Origin of the sequence: Streptomyces aureocirculatus (assembly GCF_000720475.1) — a bacterium.
Taxonomy (GTDB): domain Bacteria; phylum Actinomycetota; class Actinomycetes; order Streptomycetales; family Streptomycetaceae; genus Streptomyces; species Streptomyces aureocirculatus.
The window spans coordinates 1-21,812 of the sequence record NZ_JOAP01000019.1 but is presented as its reverse complement, the minus strand read 5'-3'; the positions used below and the strand labels follow the sequence as shown (position 1 = coordinate 21,812).

Annotated in this window: 17 protein-coding genes; 13 read left to right on the top strand and 4 right to left on the bottom strand. The window is 72.5% G+C overall.

The annotated features are described in order from the left end of the window. Positions 1-2: 2 nt before the first annotated feature. Positions 3-800, bottom strand: coding sequence for a PspA/IM30 family protein (locus IG78_RS0117685; protein WP_078965759.1), 798 nt, complete (start codon positions 798-800; stop codon positions 3-5). A 276-nt stretch (positions 801-1,076) separates the two neighbouring features. Here IG78_RS0117685 and IG78_RS0117680 point away from each other — a divergent pair, with 276 nt between their 5' ends. The 3 genes from IG78_RS0117680 to IG78_RS0117670 all read left to right on the top strand — a co-directional run bounded on the left by IG78_RS0117680 (position 1,077) and on the right by IG78_RS0117670 (position 3,869). Further along, positions 1,077-1,679, top strand: a complete 603-nt coding sequence (locus tag IG78_RS0117680) for a DUF3043 domain-containing protein (RefSeq protein ID WP_030564207.1) — start codon at positions 1,077-1,079, stop codon at positions 1,677-1,679. A 50-nt stretch (positions 1,680-1,729) separates the two neighbouring features. Next, the gene (locus IG78_RS0117675; protein WP_030564205.1) at positions 1,730-2,431 is read left to right on the top strand and encodes a class I SAM-dependent methyltransferase; all 702 of its coding nucleotides are present in this window, start codon (positions 1,730-1,732) and stop codon (positions 2,429-2,431) included. Between the two features lie 331 nt (positions 2,432-2,762). Then, complete coding sequence (locus IG78_RS0117670; protein WP_030564202.1) at positions 2,763-3,869, top strand: S1C family serine protease; 1,107 nt, start codon at positions 2,763-2,765, stop codon at positions 3,867-3,869. 173 nt (positions 3,870-4,042) lie between these two features. Here IG78_RS0117670 and IG78_RS0117665 read toward each other — a convergent pair whose 3' ends face one another. Next, positions 4,043-4,258 (bottom strand): hypothetical protein, encoded by a 216-nt coding sequence (locus IG78_RS0117665; protein WP_030564200.1) that lies wholly within the window; start codon positions 4,256-4,258, stop codon positions 4,043-4,045. A 113-nt stretch (positions 4,259-4,371) separates the two neighbouring features. On the opposite strand from IG78_RS0117665, the gene IG78_RS0117660 reads away from it, so the two are divergent. Beyond that, entirely contained in the window at positions 4,372-5,571 is a 1,200-nt protein-coding gene (locus IG78_RS0117660) for a bifunctional adenosylcobinamide kinase/adenosylcobinamide-phosphate guanylyltransferase (protein ID WP_030564198.1), read from the top strand. A 45-nt stretch (positions 5,572-5,616) separates the two neighbouring features. On the opposite strand, the gene IG78_RS0117655 is transcribed toward IG78_RS0117660, so the two are convergent. Next, entirely contained in the window at positions 5,617-6,735 is a 1,119-nt protein-coding gene (locus tag IG78_RS0117655; protein ID WP_030564196.1) for a class I SAM-dependent methyltransferase, read from the bottom strand. Between the two features lie 245 nt (positions 6,736-6,980). Between IG78_RS0117655 and cobT the strand changes: the two genes are divergently transcribed. From cobT to IG78_RS50585, 3 genes are all read left to right on the top strand, one after another. Then, a complete protein-coding gene (cobT, locus tag IG78_RS0117650; RefSeq protein WP_051852727.1) occupies positions 6,981-8,114 on the top strand; it encodes a nicotinate-nucleotide--dimethylbenzimidazole phosphoribosyltransferase in 1,134 nt (377 codons plus the stop codon). 150 nt (positions 8,115-8,264) lie between these two features. Beyond that, the gene (locus IG78_RS0117645; protein ID WP_030564191.1) at positions 8,265-10,070 is read left to right on the top strand and encodes a phosphatidylglycerol lysyltransferase domain-containing protein; all 1,806 of its coding nucleotides are present in this window, start codon (positions 8,265-8,267) and stop codon (positions 10,068-10,070) included. Next, the gene (locus IG78_RS50585; RefSeq protein WP_030564189.1) at positions 10,067-10,768 is read left to right on the top strand and encodes a hypothetical protein; all 702 of its coding nucleotides are present in this window, start codon (positions 10,067-10,069) and stop codon (positions 10,766-10,768) included. The genes IG78_RS0117645 and IG78_RS50585 overlap by 4 nt, the downstream gene beginning before the upstream one ends. On the opposite strand, the gene IG78_RS0117635 is transcribed toward IG78_RS50585, so the two are convergent. Further along, on the bottom strand, positions 10,708-11,472 hold the full coding sequence (locus IG78_RS0117635) for a hypothetical protein (RefSeq protein ID WP_030564187.1): 765 nt from the start codon (positions 11,470-11,472) through the stop codon (positions 10,708-10,710). The genes IG78_RS50585 and IG78_RS0117635 overlap by 61 nt on opposite strands. A 138-nt stretch (positions 11,473-11,610) precedes the next feature. On the opposite strand from IG78_RS0117635, the gene IG78_RS0117630 reads away from it, so the two are divergent. The 6 genes from IG78_RS0117630 (at position 11,611) to aceE (ending at position 21,589) form a co-directional block, all read left to right on the top strand. Continuing rightward, complete coding sequence (locus tag IG78_RS0117630) at positions 11,611-12,405, top strand: adenosylcobinamide-GDP ribazoletransferase (RefSeq protein WP_030564185.1); 795 nt, start codon at positions 11,611-11,613, stop codon at positions 12,403-12,405. 137 nt (positions 12,406-12,542) lie between these two features. After that, complete coding sequence (locus IG78_RS0117625) at positions 12,543-14,084, top strand: leucyl aminopeptidase (RefSeq protein ID WP_030564184.1); 1,542 nt, start codon at positions 12,543-12,545, stop codon at positions 14,082-14,084. 351 nt (positions 14,085-14,435) lie between these two features. Further along, on the top strand, positions 14,436-15,824 hold the full coding sequence (gene lpdA / locus IG78_RS0117620) for a dihydrolipoyl dehydrogenase (RefSeq protein WP_030564182.1): 1,389 nt from the start codon (positions 14,436-14,438) through the stop codon (positions 15,822-15,824). Between the two features lie 60 nt (positions 15,825-15,884). Continuing rightward, positions 15,885-17,729, top strand: a complete 1,845-nt coding sequence (gene sucB / locus IG78_RS0117615) for a 2-oxoglutarate dehydrogenase, E2 component, dihydrolipoamide succinyltransferase (protein ID WP_030564180.1) — start codon at positions 15,885-15,887, stop codon at positions 17,727-17,729. Positions 17,730-17,896: 167 nt separating this feature from the next. Then, entirely contained in the window at positions 17,897-18,520 is a 624-nt protein-coding gene (locus IG78_RS0117610) for a GntR family transcriptional regulator (protein ID WP_030564178.1), read from the top strand. Positions 18,521-18,892: 372 nt separating this feature from the next. Then, positions 18,893-21,589 (top strand): pyruvate dehydrogenase (acetyl-transferring), homodimeric type, encoded by a 2,697-nt coding sequence (aceE, locus tag IG78_RS0117605; protein ID WP_030564176.1) that lies wholly within the window; start codon positions 18,893-18,895, stop codon positions 21,587-21,589. Positions 21,590-21,812: the final 223 nt, after the last annotated feature.

Here is a 21,812-nt window from a genome sequence, read left to right as displayed (position 1 = left end):
CGTCACTGCTTGTCGAAGCGCGGGGTGTCCCGCGGCTGTGACTGCTGGCCGGGATTGCCCTGACCGCCCTCGATGGCCTGCTGCGAGGAGCTTGAACCACCGGCGAGCTCGGCCTTCATGCGCTGGAGCTCCAGCTCCACGTCCGTGCCGCCGGAGAGCCGGTCGAGCTCGGACTGGATGTCGTCCTTGTGCAGCCCGGAGGAGTCGTCGAGGGCGCCGGAGGCGAGGAGTTCGTCGATCGCGCCGGCCCGGGCCTGGAGGGTCGCGGTCTTGTCCTCGGCGCGCTGGATCGCCATGCCGACGTCGCCCATCTCCTCGGAGATGCCGGAGAAGGCCTCGCCGATCCGGGTCTGGGCCTCGGCGGCGGTGTACGTCGCCTTGATGGTCTCCTTCTTCGTACGGAAGGCGTCCACCTTGGCCTGCAGGCGCTGGGCCGCGAGAGTGAGCTTCTCCTCCTCGCCCTGCAGCGTCTGGTGCTGCACCTCCAGGTCGCTGACCTGCTGCTGGAGGGCGGACCTGCGGGACAGCGCCTCGCGGGCCAGGTCCTCGCGGCCGAGGGCGAGGGCCTTGCGGCCCTGGTCCTCAAGCGTGGAGGACTGCTTCTGGAGCTGGTTGAGCTGCAGCTCAAGGCGCTTGCGTGAGGTCGCCACGTCGGCGACGCCGCGGCGCACCTTCTGCAGCAGCTCCAACTGCTTCTGGTATGAGTAATCGAGGGTTTCGCGCGGGTCCTCGGCCCGGTCAAGGGCCTTGTTCGCCTTCGCGCGGAAGATCATCCCCATACGCTTCATGACACCGCTCATGGGCTTCGCGCGCCCCCTTCTGACGGACTTCCCGGCTCCAGCCACTGCAACAGAACCCACGGTACGGGCTCTGTATCCATTACCGCACTGTTCGCGAGCGGATGCGGTCATCCCCAAGGACGAATGCTTCGTGCACCTCTCCGGCGCAGGGAGTAGGTGCACCCCTGGGAATCTGCCCGCATCGCCCCTTAGTCACCTATTCAAGACGCTCGGCGTTGTGGGATCGTTCCCCGCGCGGCGGAGGTCGAGGCTTCGAACCCCGTACCCTTGGCTCTTGTGTTCCGTAGCCGATCCAAGGACGAGAAGGCCCCGGCAGCCAAGGCCCCGGTGACCGACTCCGAGTCCGCGCAGACCCGTGACCCGCAGGCCCCCAAGGGCCGCCCCACCCCCAAGCGCGCCATGGCCCAGTCCCAGCGCCGCAGCGTGATGAACGCGCCGACGTCGCGCAAGGAGGCCGTGAAGCGGCAGCGCGAGGAGCGCCGCGTCCAGATGGCGAAGCAGCGTGAGGCGCTGGCCAGCGGCGACGAGCGGTATCTGCCCGCGCGGGACAAGGGTCCTGTGCGCAAGTTCGCCAGGGACTTCGTCGACTCGCGGTTCAACGTCGCCGAGTTCTTCCTGCCGATGGCCGTGCTCATCCTCGTACTGAGCATGGTCCGCGTCCCGCAGTTGCAGAACATCGCGCTGCTGCTGTGGCTCTTCGTGATCGTGCTGATCGTGGTCGACTCGGTCTCCACCGTCTTCCGCCTGAAGAAGCGCCTGAGCGAGCGGTTCCCGAACGAGAGCAGGAAGGGCGCCGTCGCCTACGCCCTGATGCGCAGCCTCCAGATGCGCCGGCTGCGGATGCCGAAGCCGCAGGGCAAGCGCGGAGCGCGGCCCTGAGCGAGGACCGGGGCCTGCGCCCTGGAACGCACGAGGCCGTCCAGCAGGAACTGGTCGGCCGCCAGCTCGACGAGCGGATCGTGGCCCGGTTCCCCCTCGGCAGGCGCCTGCGGGTGCTCGACGTGGGCATGGGGCGCGGAGTGCAGGCGCTGCGCCTGGCCCGCGGCGGGCACGAGGTGACGGGCGTCGAGCGCGACCCTGACGGCCTCGCCACGGTACGGGCGGCGGTGGCCGCCGAGCCCGAGGGCATCCGCTCACGGATGCGGGTCGTCGAGGGCGACGGGCGTGACACCGGCGTGCACTTCCTGCCGGGAAGCTTCGACGTCGTGCTGTGCCACGGCGTGCTGATGCACGTCGAGGAGCCCGACGCGCTGCTCGCCGGGCTCGGCAGGGTGCTGGCGCCCGGAGGCCTGCTGTCCCTGGTGGTGCGCAACGCGGACGCCCTCGCCATGCGGCCGGGGCTGCGCGGGGACTGGGCGGGCGCGCTCGCCTCGTTCGGCGCCGACACCTACCGGGACGGCGCCGGGGCCGAGGCGCGGGCCCATCGCCTGGACGCGGTCGGTCAGGCGCTCGCGGGGATCGCGGCGCCGCTGGTGTCCTGGTACGGGGTGCGCCTCTTCTCGGAGGCCACCGACGTCCCGGAGGCGGGGCCCGAGCTCGATGCGCTGCTCGCCGCCGAGGAGCGGGCCGGGCGCACGGATCCCTACCGCCGGGTGGCGACGCTGCTGCACCTCTGCGGCGGCCGGGACTGAGGTCCGGGGCCCCCGGGGTCCCCTTGCCGCCGGGTCGGGCTACGCGGGCTGGTGCGAACGCTCGGCCTTGCGCGGACCGGCTCGCCATTGCGCGGACCGGCCCGCGCCCTGTGCGGACGGCTCGCCCTGCACAGACGGCTCGCCCTGCACAGACGGCTCGCCCTGCACAGACGGCTCGCCCTGCACAGACGGCTCGCCCCCGTTCAGGCACATCGCCTCCTACGCAGGCGGCGCGCCCCGCTCCGTCGACTTGCCCCCTGTTCGGACGACTCACCACCGTTTCGGGCGGTTCGCGCAGTCCGGGGCCCGTTGCCCGACGCAGACTCGGCCCATGACAGTCCCTCGTACCCGCCTCCCGTCGTCACGGGTCACCGCCGCCGCGGCCACGGCCGTCCTCGTCGCCATGGTGGCCGGTTGCTCCGACGACGGCCGCCGGAGCGACACCGGCGGCGAACGGCCCGAACGGCCGAACGTCCAGGCCGCCGCCCAGGCCACCCGGGCCGCCCCCGCCGCCGCGAGCGACCTCCAGGACGACTACCAGAAAGTGATCAAGGACGTGCTGCCGTCGGTCGTCCAGATCGACGCGTCGGCCGGTCTCGGCTCCGGCGTGGTCTACGACGACAAGGGCCACATCGTCACCAACGCCCATGTCGTGGGCGAGGAGAAGACGTTCCGGGTGACCACGGCCACCGGTGAGCACCCCCTCGGCGCGAAGCTGGTGTCGGCGTACCCGGAGCAGGACCTCGCCGTCATCAAGCTGGACAAGGTGCCGGGCGGGCTGAGGGCCGCGCGGTTCGGCGACTCCACGAAGACCGAGGTCGGCCAGATCGTCCTGGCGATGGGCTCCCCGCTCGGCCTCTCCTCCAGCGTCACCCAGGGCATCGTCTCGGCCACGGGACGCACGGTCAGCGAGGGCCGCGCGGGCGGCGGCACCGGTGCGACGATCGCCGACATGGTGCAGACGTCGGCGGCGATCAACCCCGGCAACAGCGGTGGCGCCCTCGTCGGCCTGGACAGTTGGGTCATCGGCATCCCGACGCTCGCCGCGACCGACCCGGGCATGGGCGAAGGCGCCGCCCCCGGCATCGGCTTCGCGATCCCCGCGTCCATGGTCAGGACGGTGGCGGACCAGATCGTCAAGAGCGGCCGGGTCACCGACTCGGGCCGGGCCGCGCTCGGCATCACCGCCCGCACGGTCCTCGGCGACGACTACCGCCCCGCGGGCGTGGCGATCGCCGAGGTCCGTGACGACGGCGCCGCCGCCGGGGCGGGCCTGCGCCCCGGCGACATCCTCACCCGCCTGGGCGACGCCCCGATCACCACCCTCACCTCGCTGTCCGAGGCCCTGGCGGCGCTGAAACCGGGCGACAAGGAGCGGGTGACATATGTGCGGGCGGGGGACGAGCGGACGGCCGAGGTCACGCTCGGGGAGATGTAGCGCGCCGGACGGGGCGCCGTACCCGGGGCGCCGTACCCGGGGCGCCGTACCCGGGGCGCCGTACCGGCCTGCGGCCTCGTCCTCGAACGCCGGACGGGCCGTGACCCCGCGGCGGGACGGCTGCCACGGCGCAGCCGACAGCCGTCCCACGTCCGGGCCGCGAGCCCAGCGGCTTACGCCGCGCCTTCCTCGTGCAGACTCATCGACCCGTAGATCTCTTTGTCGTCCTCGAACAGGGAGACCTGGTCCGCGCCGCCCTCGGCGAGTTCCTTCCAGTGCTCCCCCAGCCAGGTCTCCGCGTCGCCCTGGGTGGTGAACTCCTCGGGCCGCACGGCAGGCTGGACCTCCGTCCCGTCCGCCTTCTCGAACCGCCACGTCCATGCCGCCATGTCAGCCTCCCGAGGTCCAGTGGGTGTCCCGGCAGCCGCCCGGAGCGGAAGCCGGAGCCGTTCGAAGCCTATCCGGACGCGCGGCGCGGGGGGCGACGCGGGAGGATCTTCCTGTGGAACTGACTCTGCTCGGCACCGGAGCCCCCGAGGGGCTGCCGTCCCCCGGCTGTCCCTGCGCCGTGTGCGCGACCGCGCTCGGCGACGCCGCGCGGGCCGCGACCGCGCTCCTCGTCGACGGCGTCCTGCTGCTCGACCTCACGCCCGGCGCGGCCTTCGCCGCCGCCCGCGCGGGGCACTCCCTCGCGGGGGTGCGCCAGGTGCTGCTCTCGCATCCGCACGACGGACCCGCCGTGGAAGTGCCCGCCGGGCTGCCGCAGCCCGGCCGGGTGCCCGACGGGCGGGAGCTCGCGCTCCTCACCGGGCACCGGGTGCGAGCGGTGGCGACGGACGCGCCCGGCACCGGCTACGAGGTGACGGGACCGGACGGCGACCGCCTCCTGTACCTGCCGCCGGGCACCGCGCCCGCCGGGTCCCCCGCGGAGCAGACGGCGTACGAGATGGTCGTCGCCGATGTCGTCGGCCGCCCCGACGGCCTCGCCAGGCTGCGCGCCGCCGGTGCCGTGGCGCCAACCACGGATGTCGTGGCCGTCCACATCGGGCACGGGGCTCCTGGCGGCCCCGAGCTGGTGCGGCGGCTCGCGGCGGCCGGGGCGCGGGCCGTGCCGGACGGCAGCACCCTGGCCGTCGGCGCCTACGAGGACGTACCGGACCTGCCGCGCCGCACCCTGATCCTCGGCGGTGCCCGTTCCGGCAAGTCCGTGGAGGCGGAGCGGCGCCTTGAGGCCTTCCCCGACGTGCTCTACGTCGCCACCGGCGGCACCCGCGGCGGTGACGGCGAGTGGGCGGAGCGGGTGCGGGTGCACCGCGAGCGGCGGCCCGGGTCCTGGCGGACCACGGAGACCTGCGATCTGGTGCCGCTGCTCGCGGAGCCGGGGCCGCCGCTGCTCGTGGACTGTCTTTCGCTGTGGCTGACCCAGGTGATGGACGACGTGAACGCCTGGGACGACGCGGAGTGGGCGGGCGGCGGGGAACGCTCGCTGCGCAAGCGGGTCACGGAACTCACGGACGCCGTACGCGGCACCCGGCGCACCGTGGTCGCGGTCTCCAACGAGGTCGGCTCGGGCATCGTGCCCGCGACCGCGTCGGGCCGCCGCTACCGCGACGAACTCGGCCGCCTCAACGCGGCGTTCGCGTCCGAGTGCGAGCACGTCCTCCTGGTGGTCGCGGGCCAGGCACTGCCCCTGCGCCCCTGACGCTGCCGCCCGGCCCTCCCCGCGAACGCCCCGGCTTCCGCGCGCTCAGGCCTCCGGCTCCCTGCGCGCGATCACCCGGTACGCGTTGCCGAGGCCGGTGCGGGTGAGCAGCGGGGCGAGGAGCGCGTCCGCCGCCCGGGCGAGGACGAGCAGCGGGACCGCCGCCCACCACGCCGTGCGGCGCAGGCGCAGGAGCAGCGCGCCCTGCGGCCGCGGGCGCCACGGGAGGTCAGGGTCGGGCAGCAGTTGGTTGAGGAGCAGGGCACAGGCCGTGGTCAGGTCGGACGGCACGTGCGGGGTGCGCCGGTCCACGCCGACGACGGTGAAGCCGAGCTCGTCGAGCTCCCGGCAGAGGTTGGCGAGCGGCACGAAGTGCGGATGGTGCGGCTGGCGGTAGGACGCCCACCACTTGCCGAGCAGTTGGGCGGAGCGGCTCTCCGGGTCCGGTGCCTCGATCAGCAGGTGCCCGCCGGGGCGCAGGACGGTCCTCGCCGCGCGCAGCTCGGCGCGCGGATCCGGGCGGCCCTGCAAGTAGTGGATCATGCTGAGCACGTCGTAGCGTCCTGCGAGGCGCCCGGCGAGGTCGGTGAGCCTGCCGTGGTGGGCCTCCTCGATGCGGCCGCGCCGCACCCCTTCGGCGAGGCCGGGATCGCCGTCGAGCCCGTCGAGCCCGTCGAAGGCCGTGTACGGCAGGACCTCCCTGGCGGCCGCGGGGAAGCGGGCCCGCCCTGTGCCCACGTCCAGCCAGCTCTCGGGTTCCCCGGTCCGGCTCAGCGCGCGCACACCGGCGAGCTGCCGGGTACGGCTCGGTCTGGCCCGGGTCAGGATCGCGGCCGCCGCGCCGCCGGCCCCCTGGCAGAGGTCCTGGCGCCAGAAGTCCCGGTGGCCGAGGTCCTGTCGGCCGGACCCCAGGCGGTAGAACTCCTGGCCCTCGGGGCTGAGGCGGGGGTTCTGGAAGGTGTGGGCGCAGTCCGCGCACCGGGCGAGGGTGAAGTGGCCCGGCTTGCCCTGGATCAGGTCGCGGGTGCGCAGCCGTACCCGCAGCCGGTGGGAGCCGCACCAGGGGCAGTCGTCGCGGCGCGGTTCGTGGAAGGGTTCGGTGCCCTCGGCGAGGCGGGCGAGGCAGGCGGGGCGCCGTTCGGCGGTCTGCTGGGCGAGGTCCATCACATACTCCCGGATGCGGTACGACCATGTGATACATGCGGGACATCTGGAACGTACCGGAAAGAAAGGGGCGCGCCGGGAAGGGGGCGCGCCCCGGCGATTCCCTCGGGGCGGGCGGCACGCTGACGGCGTGTCACCCGAGGCCCGCCGCAGGGCTGACGGCATGTCACCCGAGGCCCGCCGACGGCCGGAGCGCATGGCCCCCGTACGCGCGCAGGACACGCCCCGCCGGTACTGTTCGCCGAATGAGCTCGCTGATTCTCGACGACTTCACCGATCTGATCGAGCGGCCCGACGGCGGGGTGCGCCGGGACGCCGAGGAGCGCAGGGAGCGCCAGGACGTGCCTCCCGGCGCGCTCGGCCGCCTGGACGACCTCGCCGAGTGGCTGTCGGCCGCGCAGTCCGAGGTGCCGGTCAAGCCGGTCGAGCGGCCGCGGGCCGTGCTGTTCGCGGGTGACCACGGGGTGGCGGAGCTCGGCGTGTCCGCGCGGGCTGCGGGCGGCGCGGCCGATCTCGTACGCGCCGTCCTGACCGGCGAGAGCCCCGCGGCGGTGCTCGCGCGCCGCCTCGACGTGCCCGTGCGGGTCGTCGACATGGCGCTCGACTGCGCCGAGGACGCGCTGCCCGCCGAGGTCGCGGGGCACCGGGTGCGGCGCGGCTCCGGGCGCATCGACATCGAGGACGCCCTGTCGCGGGAGGAGGCCGAGCAGGCGGTGCGGGCGGGTATCGCCCTCGCCGACGAGGAGGCCGACTCCGGCACGGACCTGATCGTGCTCGGCGACATCAGCGTCGGCGGTACGACGCCTGCGGCGACGCTGATCGCGGCGCTGTGCGGCACCGACGCGTCCGTCGTCACCGGGCGCGGCGGCGCGCCGATCGACGACCTGGCGTGGATGCGCAAGTGCGCGGCCGTCCGGGATGCCCTGCGGCGGGCGCGTCCCGTGCTCGGCGACCAGTTGGAGCTGCTCGCCGCGGTGGGCGGGGCCGACCTGGCGGCGATGACCGGGTTCCTGTTGCAGTGCGCGGTGCGGCGCACGCCGGTGATCCTCGACGGGGTGGTGTCGGCGGCGGCGGCCCTGGTGGCCCAGCGGGTCGCTTTCCGGGCGCCGGACTGGTGGCTCGCGGGGCACGACAGCGGGGAGCCCGCCCAGGCCAAGGCGCTGGACCGGATGGCGCTCGAACCGCTGCTCAGCCATGGCGTGAGGGTCGGCGAGGGCGTCGGGGCGCTCCTTGCCGTGCCGCTGGTACGGGCCGCTGCCGCGCTGTCCGCGGAGCTGCCCGCCGCGGAGCTGCCCGCCGCGGAGCGGTCGGCTACGGAGTCGTCGACCGCGGAGCCGTCGGCCGCGGAGCCGCCCACCGGCCAGGAGGACGGCGAGTAACGGAGACAGCGGTCCCGGCGGGCGGGGTGGCAGCGGGCTGCCCGGTCCCGGCGGGCAGGGTGGCAGCGGGCTGCCCGGTCCCGGCGGGCGAGGCGGCAGCGGGCTGCAGAACCGCATATCACACCACAACGCCCCATAAGATCCCGTTTCATGGGAGATGCAAGGGCAGGGGAAGAGCAGGTCCGCACGTCCACGACGGCCTCACGGCGGGCGGCGGCCGTGGCGGTCTGGTATCTGCGCGCCGTCGCGTTCGTGAACTTCCTCAGTGCGGTATGGGTCTCCCTCGGCCAGGACCTGCGCCGCCACAACACGGCGGACTACTTCACCCCGTACCTGCTCACGGCGGGCTTCGCCTCCGGCGTCTTCACGGTGTTCCTGGCGATCACCATGCGGCGCAGGAAGCGGGCCGCATGGATCCTCAACCTCGTCCTGAGCGGCCTGTTCCTGCTCCTGTTCGCCGTCGCGATGTGCTTCCCGGAGATCAGGCGGTACGCGCAGAACTGGATCTCACTCGGCCTCACCGCGCTGTTCGTCGGCGCGCTGCTCGTCGGCCGCCGCGAGTTCTACGCCAAGGGCGACCGCTCCAACCCCAAGCTCGCCGCCGCCGTGGCGGTCGGCGGACTCCTGGTGACCTCGCTGCTCGCGGCACTCCTTGTGACCGTCACCAACCACGCCCACGACGAGTACCGCTCGACGTTCCTCGACCGCTGGCGCTACGGCACCATGCGCCTGGTCTCCCTGGCGGCCGACGACTCCCGGTTCGCCGGGATCGCCACGCCGGGCTGGGTCAACGTCACCGTCAACGTCCTGAGCACGGTGCTGCTCTGCGCCGTCCTGTACGCCGCCTTCCGCTCCCGCAGGGCCGTCGACCCACTGTCGGAGGACGACGAGGCACAACTGCGGGGGCTGCTCGGGCGCCACGGCGAGCGGGACTCCCTCGGGTACTTCTCCCTGCGCCGCGAGAAGAGCGTGGTGTGGTCGCCGACGGGCAAGGCCGCGATCGCCTACCGCGTCGTCGGCGGTGTCTCGCTGGCATCCGGCGACCCCATCGGCGACCCGGAGGCCTGGCCCGGCGCCATCGAGCCCTGGCTCGCCGAGGCCCGCGAGCACGGCTGGACCCCGGCCGTGATGGGCGCGAGCGAGGAGGCGGGCACCATCTACGCCCGGCACGGCCTGGACGCCCTGGAACTCGGTGACGAGGCGATCGTCGAGATCGCGGACTTCACGCTGGAAGGGCGGGCCATGCGAACCGTCCGGCAGGCCTACAACCGGGTGAAACGCGCCGGGTACGAGGTCCGCATCCGCCGCCACCACGACATCCCCGCCGACGAGATGGCCCACCTCCTGGAGCGCGCCGACGACTGGCGCGACGGCGCCACCGAGCGCGGCTTCTCCATGGCGCTGGGGCGGCTCGGCGACCCGGCGGACGGTGAGTGCGTGATGCTGGAGTGCCGGGACGGCGACGGGGTGCTGCGGGCGGTGCTCTCCTTCGTGCCGTGGGGGCCGAGCGGTCTGTCGCTCGACCTGATGCGGCGCGACCGCGACTCCGAGAACGGCCTGATGGAGTTCATGGTCATCGAGCTGCTCCAGCGCGCCACCGAGATCCAGATCACGCAGGTGTCACTGAACTTCGCGATGTTCAGGTCGGTCTTCGAACGTGGCTCGCGGCTCGGCGCGGGCCCGGTCCTTCGGCTGTGGCGCTCGCTGCTCAGCTTCTTCTCCCGCTGGTGGCAGATCGAGTCGCTGTACCGCGCCAACGCCAAGTACCGGCCCATCTGGGAACCGCGCTTCCTGCTCTTCGAGAAGAGCGGCGACCTGCCGCGCATCGGCATCGCGTCCGCCCGTGCCGAAGGTTTCCTGGAAGCGCCGGGGCTTGCGAGGGGGGTCCCCCCTGCTCGAGCGAAGCCGAGAGCTTGGGGGCGGCTGCACCGCACACATCTGGAGTCCCGACGATGAGCACCCTGACCCAACTGGCGCGTGCCGAGTGGGGTCCGCTGTACGCCACCCTGCGCGACGGTCTCGCCGACCGGCACCTGCGCGCGATCCCGCTGACGCTGGCGGCCGTCTGCCTGACGGCGGCGTTCCAGTACGCGCAGAACCAGTCCTGGGGCTATCGGTTCGTCCAGAACATCGGCTGCGTGCGCGCCGAGGACCCGCTGTGGCTCGCGTTGCTCCGCACCCCGCTCTCGCTCTTCGTCCCGGCCCTGGACCTGCCGGTGTGGGGCGCGCTCGCGCAGATCCTGCTGGTCTTCGGCATCGCGGAGATCTGTCTCGGCTGGTGGCGCACGCTCGTCATCGGGTACGTGGCGACGCTCGCGGGCACGCTGTACGCGCGCGTGGGCATCGCGTTGGGATACGACAACTGGTTCGGCCTTCCCGCGTCCGACGCCGCTGTCGTCGACACCGGTCCCTCGGCGGCGGTGGTGGGGCTCGCGGTGTACGTGTGCTGGCGCTACCGGGCGTACGCCACCGGGGTTCTCGTGGTCGTCCTGATGGTCGTCGAGGTGATCTTCAAGGACAACCTCGCGGGCAAGGAGCACCTGGCGGCGATCGGCGGGGTCCTCCTGCTGTGCGCGGTGTCGGCGCTGTCGCGTCACCGCCGCCGGGGCGGGAGGGGCGCGACCGGGTCCGGCTTGCCGCCGATCAGGTCCTGAAGCCTGCGGCGCGGGCCCGACCAGCGGCGGTCGTGGTGGAACGCGCGCAGCCCCGCGCGGGCCCGCGCCCGGGGGCGGTTGCGGTAGAACCTGCGGGCCCACGCCGACCCTGGCCTGGCGAGGCGGACCGCGCCGACCAGGGCGACGAACGGCACCACCATGCCGATCAGGGCCAGGCGCAGCTTGCCCTTGGCCAGCGCGATCAGGGCGAAGCCGCAGTTCAGGGTGATGTTGAAGGCGAAAGCGACCCGGTCGTGGCGCTCGTCCGCGGTGAGCTCGTTGACGCCGAGCGGGCTGAAGCCGGTGAGGACGAGCACCACGAGCGCCGCCGTGAGGATCACGACCTCGACGCTCTTGCGGCCCTGCTCGCTCCAGTAGACGTCGTCGAGGTGCAGGATCAGCGCGAACTCGTCGAGGACCAGGCCCGCGCCGAGGCCGAACAGGACGGCCGCGCACATCGACCCGACGCTGTGCCGGCCCGCCGCGACCGCCCAGAAACCGCCCACCAGCATCAGGAAGATGCCCGGTACGACGTGGTGGATGTGCACGTCGCCCGTCGTGATGTTCCGGAACGGCCCGCGGCCCGCCCGGATGAGCCGGGTGATGGTCCTGGTGACCACGAAGCAGCCCACGAACGCGACCAGAGCGAGCAGCAGCGGCAGCTTCCCGGGCTCCACGACGTTCCGGTACCACCAGCCGTCCATGCGCCCCATCCTCCGTCCGGCCCCCGAACCCCGCAGCCCGACCACCACCGCCCGACGGACACCTCGCCTCCAGCCCACGCCCCCGCGCAGCGGCACCTCGCCCCCGGACCGCCCCCGCGCAGCGGGTAGCCTCGCCGGATGCCACGACCCAGCCCCGCCGACGGCCTCCGGTTCGCCTTCGGGACGCTCACCGTGATTCCCGTCCGCGTCCACCGGTGGGACCGTGACGCCGCCCGTACGGGCATGCTGTGCGCCCCGCTCGCGGGCCTGGCCGTGGGCGTCGGTGCCGCCGCCGCGGGCGCGGGCCTGCTCGTGCTCGGCGCGGGCCCGCTGCTGGCCGCCGTCGCCGCCGTCGCGGTTCCGGCCGCGGCCACCCGGGGGCTGCACCTGGACGGCCTCGCCGACACCGCCGACGGCCTCGGCAGCGGCAAGCCGGCCGACGACGCGCTGCGCGTCATGAAGCAGTCCGACATCGGCCCGTTCGGTGTGATCACCCTGGTCCTCGCGCTGCTCGCCCAGGTGGCCGCGCTCGCGGGGCTCTACGACAAGGGCTGGCTGCACGGCGCCGCAGGCACGGTCGTGGCCGCCGTGACGGCCCGCCTCGCGCTCACCCTGGCGGCCCGCAGAAACGTCCCCGCAGCCCGCCCCGAAGGCCTGGGCGCCGCCGTCGCGGGGACCGTGCCGGGGCCCGCCGCCGCAGTTGTCCTGGCCGTCGCCACCACCGCGGCGGCGGCCGCGGGCGCCCCCGACGGACCCTACGGAGCGGTCCGCGGCGCCGCCGCCGTGGTGCTCGGCTGCGCCGTCGCCGAACTCCTCCTGCGCCACTGCCTGCGCCGCTTCGGCGGCGTCACCGGAGACGTCTTCGGCGGCCTCGCCGAGACCGCCGCGACCACGGCCCTCCTTGTGCTCTCCCTCGGCCAGCACGCACAGTGAGGCACACCGCAACACTTACGGGCGTAGGCTCGCGACGGGCTTACCACCCCAAAGCCCATGAGATCGCGTAGATCTCACCTGAGCTCGACAGAACTCAAGAACTCAGTGGAACTCCACGAAAGAGGGACTTCAGCACCGTGACTGCTCTGACTCTCAGCACCGCCGCCGCGTCCGGCCAGCGCGCCGACGTGATCGTCGTCGGTGTCGCGAAAGGCGCCAAGGGACCCGTGGTGGCCCCCGGCGCCGAGTCCGTGGACAAGGCGTACGACGGCAAGCTCGCCTCCGTCCTTGAGACCCTCGGCGCCGCGGGCGCCGAGGGCGAGGTGACGAAGCTGCCCGCGCCGTCCGGATTCAAGGCGCCGCTCGTCCTGGCAGTCGGCCTCGGCGCGGTCCCCGAGAAGGACTCCGGGTACGACGCCGAGGCGCTGCGCCGCGCGGCCGGTGCCGCCGCCCGCGCCCTCGCGGGCAGCAAGAAGGCCGCCTTCGCGCTGCCGATCGAGGACGCCGCCGACACGGGCGCCATCGCGGAGGGCGCGCTTCTCGGCGCGTACTCCTTCGACGCCTACAAGGACAACGGCGACGACACCGCCGCCAAGGGCAAGGGCGCCAAGGGCGCCAAGGCGCCGCTCGCCGAGGTCGCCCTGCTCGGCGCCAAGTCGCGCGACAAGGCCCACAAGGCCGCCGTCGAGCGTGCGACCGCCGTCGCCGAGGAGCTCAACCGCGCCCGCGACCTGGTCAACACCCCGCCGAACGACCTGAACCCGGAGGCCTTCGCCGCGGTCGCCACCGCCGCCGCCAAGGAGCACGGCGTCAAGATCCAGGTCCTGGACGAGAAGGCCCTCGCCAAGGGCGGCTACGGCGGCATCCTCGGTGTCGGCGCGGGCTCCGAGGCCCCGCCGCGCCTGGTGAAGCTCTCGTACTCGGCCGGCAAGGCCAAGAAGCACCTCGCCTTCGTCGGCAAGGGCATCACGTACGACTCGGGCGGCATCTCGCTGAAGCCGGCCGGTCACAACGAGACCATGAAGTGCGACATGGCCGGCGCCGCCGCCGTGTTCGCCGCCGTGATCACCGCCGCCCGCCTCGGCCTCGACGTCAATGTCACCGGCTGGCTGGCGCTCGCCGAGAACATGCCGTCGGGCTCGGCGACCCGCCCCGGCGACGTCCTTCGCATGTACAGCGGCAAGACCGTCGAGGTGCTCAACACCGACGCCGAGGGCCGCCTGGTCCTGGCCGACGCCCTCACCAGGGCCTCGGAGGAGAAGCCCGACGCCATCGTCGACGTGGCCACCCTGACCGGCGCCATGATGATGGCGCTCGGCGGCCGCACCTTCGGCATCATGGCCAACGACGACGCCTTCCGCACCTCGGTCCACGAGATCGCGGAGGAGGTCGGCGAGCCGTCCTGGCCGATGCCGCTGCCGGAGCACCTGCGCAAGGGCATGGACTCCCCCACCGCCGACATCGCCAACATGGGCGAGCGCATGGGCGGCGGTCTGGTCGCCGGTCTCTTCCTGAAGGAGTTCGTGGGCGAGGGCATCGCCTGGGCCCACCTGGACATCGCGGGCCCCGCCTACAACGAGTCCGCCCCCTTCGGCTACACCCCCAAGGGCGGCACGGGCTCCGCCGTCCGCACCCTGGTGCGCCTCGCCGAGCGCACCGCCGCGGGCGACCTCGGCTGACCTTGGCCCACCCCAACTGCTCAGCAACCTGGGTACGGTCCCGGACGCCCTCGGGTCCGGGACCGTACCCATGAGCGGATGTGATGCCGCCCACGGCGCGACGAAGGCCGCTGTTCGCTGTGGATGAAATCCGTACGTCCGTACGCGACGATGCCCGCCGCCACGGACGATCGGACGGCTCTGGGACCAGCCCGGCGTCCCGCCTGTCGCCGACAAGTGCGAAGATGGGTTCTCGGCAGGACAGGGCCCCCACCACAGGGCCGAAGAAGAGCGGCCGTATACCAGCCGACCGACCGGTCGTCCCCGGTAACAGGGGTCCGGCGCACGGCGCACATGCATGGAGGACGTGACGTGGCGAACGACGCCAGCACCGTTTTCGACCTAGTGATCCTCGGCGGTGGCAGTGGCGGTTACGCCGCGGCCCTGCGCGCCTCGCAGCTTGGTCTCGACGTCGCACTGATCGAGAAGAACAAGCTCGGCGGCACCTGCCTGCACAACGGCTGCATCCCCACGAAGGCCCTGCTGCACGCCGGCGAGATCGCCGACCAGGCACGCGAGGCCGACCAGTTCGGCGTCAAGGCCACCTTCGAGGGCATCGACATCAAGGGCGTCCACAAGTACAAGGACGACGTGATCGCCGGCCTGTACAAGGGCCTCCAGGGCCTGGTCGCATCCCGCAAGGTCACCTACATCGAGGGCGAGGGCCGCCTGTCGTCCCCGACCTCCGTGGACGTGAACGGCCAGCGGATCCAGGGCCGCCACATCCTCCTGGCGACCGGCTCCGTGCCGAAGTCCCTGCCGGGCCTGGAGATCGACGGCAACCGCGTCATCTCCTCCGACCACGCGCTGGTCCTCGACCGCGTGCCGGAGTCCGCGATCATCCTCGGCGGCGGCGTCATCGGCGTCGAGTTCGCCTCCGCCTGGAAGTCCTTCGGGACCGACGTGACGGTCATCGAGGGCCTCAAGCACCTGGTGCCGGTCGAGGACGAGAACAGCTCCAAGCTTCTTGAGCGCGCCTTCCGCAAGCGCGGCATCAAGTTCAACCTCGGCACCTTCTTCGACAAGGCCGAGTACACCGAGAACGGCGTGCGCGTCACCCTCGCCGACGGCAAGACCTTCGAGGCCGAGGTGCTGCTCGTCGCCATCGGCCGCGGCCCGGTCTCCCAGGGCCTCGGGTACGAGGAGCAGGGCGTCGCGATGGACCGCGGCTACGTCCTCGTCGACGAGTACATGCGGACGAACGTGGAGACGATCTCGGCCGTAGGTGACCTGGTCCCGACGCTCCAGCTCGCGCACGTCGGCTTCGCCGAGGGCATCCTGGTCGCGGAGCGTCTGGCCGGTCTCAAGACCGTCCCGATCGACTACGACGGCGTGCCCCGGGTGACGTACTGCCACCCCGAGGTCGCCTCCGTGGGCATCACCGAGGCCAAGGCCAAGGAGATCTACGGCGCGGACAAGGTCGTCGCTCTGAAGTACAACCTCGCGGGCAACGGCAAGAGCAAGATCCTCAAGACCGCGGGCGAGATCAAGCTCGTCCAGGTCAAGGACGGTGCCGTGGTCGGCGTCCACATGGTCGGCGACCGCATGGGTGAGCAGGTCGGCGAGGCCCAGCTCGTCTACAACTGGGAAGCGCTGCCCGCCGAGGTCGCCCAGCTCATCCACGCCCACCCGACGCAGAACGAGGCGCTCGGCGAGGCCCACCTCGCCCTCGCCGGCAAGCCGCTGCACTCCCACGACTGAGCCTTCAGTCCCACGGGCGCGACGACCACATACGTACGTAGTTAAGGAGCAACAGAAACCATGTCGGTTTCCGTAACCCTTCCGGCGCTCGGCGAGAGCGTCACTGAAGGCACTGTCACCCGTTGGCTGAAGGCCGAGGGCGAGCGCGTCGAGGCCGACGAGCCGCTGCTCGAGGTCTCGACCGACAAGGTCGACACCGAGATCCCCTCCCCCGCCGCCGGTGTGCTCGCCTCCATCAAGGTGGCCGAGGACGAGACCGTCGAGGTCGGCGCCGAGCTGGCCGTCATCGACGACGGCTCCGGCGACGCGGGCGGCTCCGCCGCTCCCGCGCAGGAAGAGGCCCCGGCCACCCCCGCGCAGGAAGAGGCCCCCGCCGCCCCCGCGCAGGAAGAGGCCCCGGCCGCCCCCGCGCAGGAGGAGGCCCCGCAGCAGGCCGCACCGCAGGCCGAGGCCCCGGCTGCCTCCGGCGGTTCCGCCGAGGGCACCGAGGTCACCCTGCCCGCGCTCGGCGAGTCCGTCACCGAGGGCACCGTCACCCGCTGGCTGAAGGAGGTCGGCGACTCCGTCGCGGCCGACGAGCCGCTGCTCGAGGTCTCCACGGACAAGGTCGACACCGAGATCCCGTCGCCCATCGCCGGTGTGCTGCTCGAGATCGTCGTCGGTGAGGACGAGACCGCCGAGGTCGGCGCCAAGCTCGCCGTCATCGGTGCCCCGGGCGCGGCCCCCGCCGCCGCTCCGGCCGCGGCCCCGGCCGCTCCCGCCGAGGCCCCGGCCCCGGCCAAGGAGGAGGCTCCCGCCCCGGCTCCGGCCAAGGAGGAAGCCCCGGCTCCGGCGCAGCCCGCGGCCCCGGCAGCGCAGCCCGCCGCCCCCGCGCAGCCCGCAGCCGCCGCTCCGGCCCCGGCGCAGCCCGCCGCCCCGGCCAAGCCCGCCGCCCCGGCGGCTCCGGCGACCCCGGCGGACGACGGCGCCTACGTCACCCCGCTGGTGCGCAAGCTCGCCACGGAGAACGGCGTCGACCTGGGCTCGGTCAAGGGCTCCGGCGTCGGTGGCCGCATCCGCAAGCAGGACGTGCTCGCCGCCGCCGAGGCCGCCAAGGCCCCGGCTCCGGCCGCCGCCCCCGCCCCCGCCGCGGCTCCCGCGGCGCAGGCCGCGTCGAAGGCTCCGGTCATCGAGGCGTCCCCGCTGCGTGGTCAGACCGTCAAGATGACCCGCATGCGCAAGGTCATCGGCGACAACATGATGAAGGCGCTGCACGGCCAGGCCCAGCTCTCCAGCGTGGTCGAGGTCGACATCACGAAGCTGATGAAGCTGCGTGCCGCGGCCAAGGACTCCTTCGCCGCCCGTGAGGGCGTCAAGCTGTCCCCGATGCCGTTCTTCGTCAAGGCGGCGGCGCAGGCGCTGAAGGCCCACCCGGTCGTCAACGCCCGCATCAACGAGGACGAGGGCACCATCACGTACTTCGACTCGGAGAACATCGGCATCGCCGTGGACTCCGAGAAGGGTCTGATGACGCCGGTCATCAAGGGCGCCGGTGACCTGAACCTGGCCGGTATCGCCAAGGCGACCGCCGACCTGGCCACCAAGGTCCGCACCAGCAAGATCAGCCCGGACGAGATGTCGGGCGCGACGTTCACCATCTCCAACACCGGCTCGCGCGGCGCGCTGTTCGACACGATCATCGTGCCGCCGAACCAGGTGGGCATCCTCGGCATCGGTGCCACCGTCAAGCGCCCGGTCGTCATCAACCACCCCGATCTCGGCGAGACCATCGCGGTGCGGGACATGACGTACGTGACGCTGTCCTACGACCACCGTCTGGTGGACGGCGCGGACGCCGCCCGCTACCTGACGACGGTCAAGGCGATCCTTGAGGCCGGCGAGTTCGAGGTCGAACTCGGCCTGTAGTCGCCTCACTTTCGGCTGTAACACTCGTCTCATCAGCGAGTACGCCCCCGTCCGGAGTCCTCCGGGCGGGGGCGCGGCCGTATTGGCCGTATTGTCTAAGGGTTGCCCGCCCGTCGCCCCCCACCGAGGCCCTTCGGGCCACGCTTCCGACCGCCGGAGGAGCCCCCATGACCGCGCCCGTCGTTCACTCGCTGCGCGAACAGATTCGCGAGCACATCGTGGAAGGCATCGTGAGCGGTCGCTGGAAACCGGGCGAGCGGATCGTGGAACGCAGGATCGCCGTCGAACTGGAGGTCTCCCAGACCCCGGTGCGCGAGGCGCTGCGGGAGCTGGAGTCGCTTCGCCTGATCGAGTCCGCGCCCAACAAGGGCGTCCGGGTGCGGAACCTGACCGCCGCCGACCTGGAGGAGAGCTACCCCGTGCGGGCCGGTCTCGAAGCCATCGCGGCGGAGCTCGCGGCCGACCGTCTCGCCGAGGACTGCTCGGCCCTCGAACCCCATGTGGCGGCCCTGTACGAGGCCGACCGGGCGTCCGACGGCACCGGCCAGGTGCGGCACACCGTGGCCTTCCACCGGGAAATGGTGCGGGCCGCGCACAATTCCGTGCTCCTGCACACCTGGGAGGGCCTCGGCATCGAGGTCTTCACCGCACTGTCCATCCGCTGGCTCGGCACGGTCCAGCAGTCGTACGCGGAGGAGCACGAGGCCCTGGTGTCGGCGTTCCGGGAGCGCGATCCGGCGATCGCTGCCCTGGTGAAGGCGCATGTCCTCGGCTGCGCGCCCCGTCCCTGACCGGGTCGGCCGACGGTCACACGATCCCTGACCGGGCTGGCCGACGGGCCCGCGCTCATCCTCCGAGCACCGTGCTCATAAGTCGCCCACCTGCGAAAACCCTTCAAAACAAAGGCACTGCGTGCCCTTTTGTGCGGCACCCTGTGCCCACTTTTGTCATATCGGGGAAGTTTTCCCTTCAATGCTTTGATCGATCATCGATCGCGGGCTTACAGTCATCGATGGGCCCGCTGCGGAGCCGCACCAACGACTGCGCAGTTGAGCCCCGCGCCCTGTCCTGCCAAAGACCAAGGGCACCCCCGACCCTTTCCGTTAAGGGACCCCCGCCCGACACAGGCATGGGCACCCCCTCCGACTCAGGAAGGCGGCGTAATGACCGACCCCTCCCGCATCCAGTTGAGCGAGCTCGACCAGCTCCCGGACCGCGACCCGGAGGAGACCGCCGAATGGCAGGCCTCCCTGGACGCCGTGACCAAGGCGGCCGGGCCGCACCGTGCCGCGTACCTGATGCGCCGCACGCTGGAGCGCGCCGAGGGCGCGGGCCTGGCGCTCCCCAAGCTTCTTGAGACGGACTACGTCAACACCATCCCCACCGCCGCCGAGCCCGTCATCGACGGCGACGAGGCGATGGAGGCCCGGATCACCGCGTGGAACCGCTGGAACGCGGCCGCGATGGTCACCCGCGGCGCCAAGCACGGCGTCGGCGGCCACATCGCCACCTTCGCGTCGGCGGCCTGGCTGTACGAGACGGGCTTCAACCACTTCTTCCACGGCAAGGAAGGCGACGGCTCCGGCGACCAGCTCTACATCCAGGGCCACGCCTCGCCCGGCATCTACGCCCGCGCCTTCCTCGACGGCCGTCTGAACGAGACGCAGCTCGACAACTTCCGCCAGGAGGCCGGCGGCAACGGCCTGCCGTCCTACCCGCACCCGCGCCGGCTGCCCTGGCTGTGGGAGTTCCCGACCGTCTCCATGGGCCTCGGCCCGCTGTCGGCGATCTACCAGGCCCGCTTCAACCGGTACCTCACCAACCGCGGCATCAAGGACGTCTCGCCCTCGCACGTGTGGGCGTTCCTCGGCGACGGCGAGATGGACGAGCCCGAGTCGACGGCGGCCCTCGCACTCGCCGCCCGCGAGGGCCTGGACAACCTGACCTTCGTCATCAACTGCAACCTCCAGCGCCTCGACGGTCCGGTACGCGCCAACTTCAAGATCGTGCAGGAGCTGGAGGCCCAGTTCCGCGGCGCCGGCTGGAACGTCGTGAAGTCGCTGTGGGGCAACGCCTGGGACGAGCTGTTCCGGCTCGACACCACGGGCGCTCTGGTCCGCCGTATCCGCGAGGTGCCGGACGCGCAGGTGCAGACGTACCAGACGCGGGACGCCGCCTACATCCGCGAGGACTTCTTCGGCAAGGACCCGGCGCTCGTCGAGATGGCGAAGCTGCTGAGCGACGACAAGATCCTGGAGTGCTTCCACCTCTCCCGCGGTGGCCACGAGCCGCGCAAGGTGTATGCCGCGTACAAGGCCGCCCTGGCGCACAAGGGCGCGCCGACCGTCATCCTGGCGCAGACCGTCAAGGGCTACACCCTCGGTGAGGGCTTCGCGTCGAAGAACGCGAACCACCAGATGAAGAAGCTGACGACGGACGAGTTCAAGAACATGCGGGACCTGCTCGACCTGCCGATCTCGGACTCGCAGTTCGTCGACGACGTGGTGCCCTACGGCCACCCGGGCGCCGACTCCCCGGAGGTCCGCTACCTCCAGGAGCGCCGTGCCGCCCTCGGCGGTCCCGCCCCGGCCCGCCGCACGCACGCGCTCGCGCCGCTGCCGCCCGCCGCCGACAAGGTCTTCGCGTCCTTCGACAAGGGCTCGGGCTCGCAGAACGTGGCGAGCACCATGGCTCTCGTACGGCTCCTGAAGGACCTCGTACGCGACAAGGAGACCGGCAAGCGCTGGGTGCCGATCGTCCCGGACGAGGCCCGCACCTTCGGCATGGAGTCGCTGTTCCCCTCGCTCGGCATCTACTCGCCGAAGGGGCAGACGTACGAGCCGGTCGACCGCGACCAGCTCATGTACTACAAGGAAGCCAAGAACGGCCAGATCCTCAACGAGGGCATCACCGAGGCCGGTTCGATGGCGGACTTCATCGCCGCTTCGTCGTCGTACGCGACGCACGGCGAGGCGATGATCCCCTTCTACATCTTCTATTCGATGTTCGGCTGGCAGCGCACCGCCGACCAGATGTGGCAGCTCGGCGACCAGCTCGGCCGCGGCTTCCTCATCGGCGCCACCGCGGGTCGCACCACGCTGACCGGTGAGGGCCTCCAGCACGCGGACGGCCACTCGCCGATGATCGCCGCGACGAACCCGGCCGCGCTGTCCTACGACCCGGCGTTCGCGTACGAGATCGCGGCGATCGTCAAGGAGGGTCTGCGCCGGATGTACGGCGAGGCCGCTCCCGGCGAGGACCAGAACGTCTTCTACTACCTGACCGTATACAACGAGCCGATGCCGCAGCCCGCGAAGCCCGCGGGTGTGGACGAGGGCATCGTGAAGGGTCTGTACCGCTTCAACACGGCCGAGTCGGCGGGTCTGTCGCCGGCCGCCAACGCCGCGCGGATCCAGCTCCTCGGCTCGGGCACGGCCATCCACTGGGTCCTCAAGGCCCAGAAGATGCTCGCCGAGGAGTGGGGGGTGGCCGCCGACGTGTGGTCCGCGACCTCCTGGACCGAGCTGCGCAGGGACGCCCTGGAGGCGGACGCCGCGGTGCTGCGCGGCGAGGAGCGCACGCCCTTCGTGCGTGCCGCTCTCGAAGGCGCCCAGGGACCCGTCCTCGCCGTCTCCGACTACATGCGTCAGGTCCCCGACCAGATCGCCCAGTGGGTCGAGCAGGACTACTCCTCGCTCGGCGCGGACGGGTTCGGACTCTCCGACACCCGGGACGCGGCGCGGCGCCACTTCGGCGTCGACGCCGAGTCCATCGTCGTGGCGGCGCTTGCCCGGCTTGCCGGTCGCGGCGAGGTGCCTGCGGCCGCGGTCAAGGAGGCCAGGGCCAAGTACGGCCTCTAGCCTCCGGCTCGGTACGCGGCACGGGGCCCCGTCACTCCGACGGGGCCCCGCCCCCGCCCCAGCCCTGAGGGCAACTGGGCCGCCGCCCTGTGGGCAGCCGGGCCGCCGCCCTGTGGGCAGCCGGGCCGCCGCCCTGTGGGCAACTGGGCCGCCCAGAGGGCGGAACGGGTGGGCACAGGGCGGCCCCCCGCCGCGCCGGGTTGCGCACCCTCCGTACGGCAAC

Excerpts from the sequence above, each read along its gene's own strand:
- IG78_RS0117610 (WP_030564178.1), top strand. The coding sequence starts at position 17,897 with ATGACCGCGCCCGTCGTTCACTCGCTGCGCGAACAGATTCGCGAGCAC.
- aceE (WP_030564176.1), top strand. The coding sequence starts at position 18,893 with ATGACCGACCCCTCCCGCATCCAGTTGAGCGAGCTCGACCAGCTCCCG.
- IG78_RS0117670 (WP_030564202.1), top strand. The coding sequence starts at position 2,763 with ATGACAGTCCCTCGTACCCGCCTCCCGTCGTCACGGGTCACCGCCGCC.
- IG78_RS0117635 (WP_030564187.1), bottom strand. The coding sequence starts at position 11,472 with ATGGACGGCTGGTGGTACCGGAACGTCGTGGAGCCCGGGAAGCTGCCG.
- IG78_RS0117655 (WP_030564196.1), bottom strand. The coding sequence starts at position 6,735 with ATGGACCTCGCCCAGCAGACCGCCGAACGGCGCCCCGCCTGCCTCGCC.
- sucB (WP_030564180.1), top strand. The coding sequence starts at position 15,885 with ATGTCGGTTTCCGTAACCCTTCCGGCGCTCGGCGAGAGCGTCACTGAA.
- IG78_RS0117630 (WP_030564185.1), top strand. The coding sequence starts at position 11,611 with ATGCCACGACCCAGCCCCGCCGACGGCCTCCGGTTCGCCTTCGGGACG.
- IG78_RS0117685 (WP_078965759.1), bottom strand. The coding sequence starts at position 800 with ATGAGCGGTGTCATGAAGCGTATGGGGATGATCTTCCGCGCGAAGGCG.
- IG78_RS0117645 (WP_030564191.1), top strand. The coding sequence starts at position 8,265 with ATGGGAGATGCAAGGGCAGGGGAAGAGCAGGTCCGCACGTCCACGACG.
- IG78_RS50585 (WP_030564189.1), top strand. The coding sequence starts at position 10,067 with ATGAGCACCCTGACCCAACTGGCGCGTGCCGAGTGGGGTCCGCTGTAC.
- IG78_RS0117665 (WP_030564200.1), bottom strand. The coding sequence starts at position 4,258 with ATGGCGGCATGGACGTGGCGGTTCGAGAAGGCGGACGGGACGGAGGTC.
- cobT (WP_051852727.1), top strand. The coding sequence starts at position 6,981 with ATGAGCTCGCTGATTCTCGACGACTTCACCGATCTGATCGAGCGGCCC.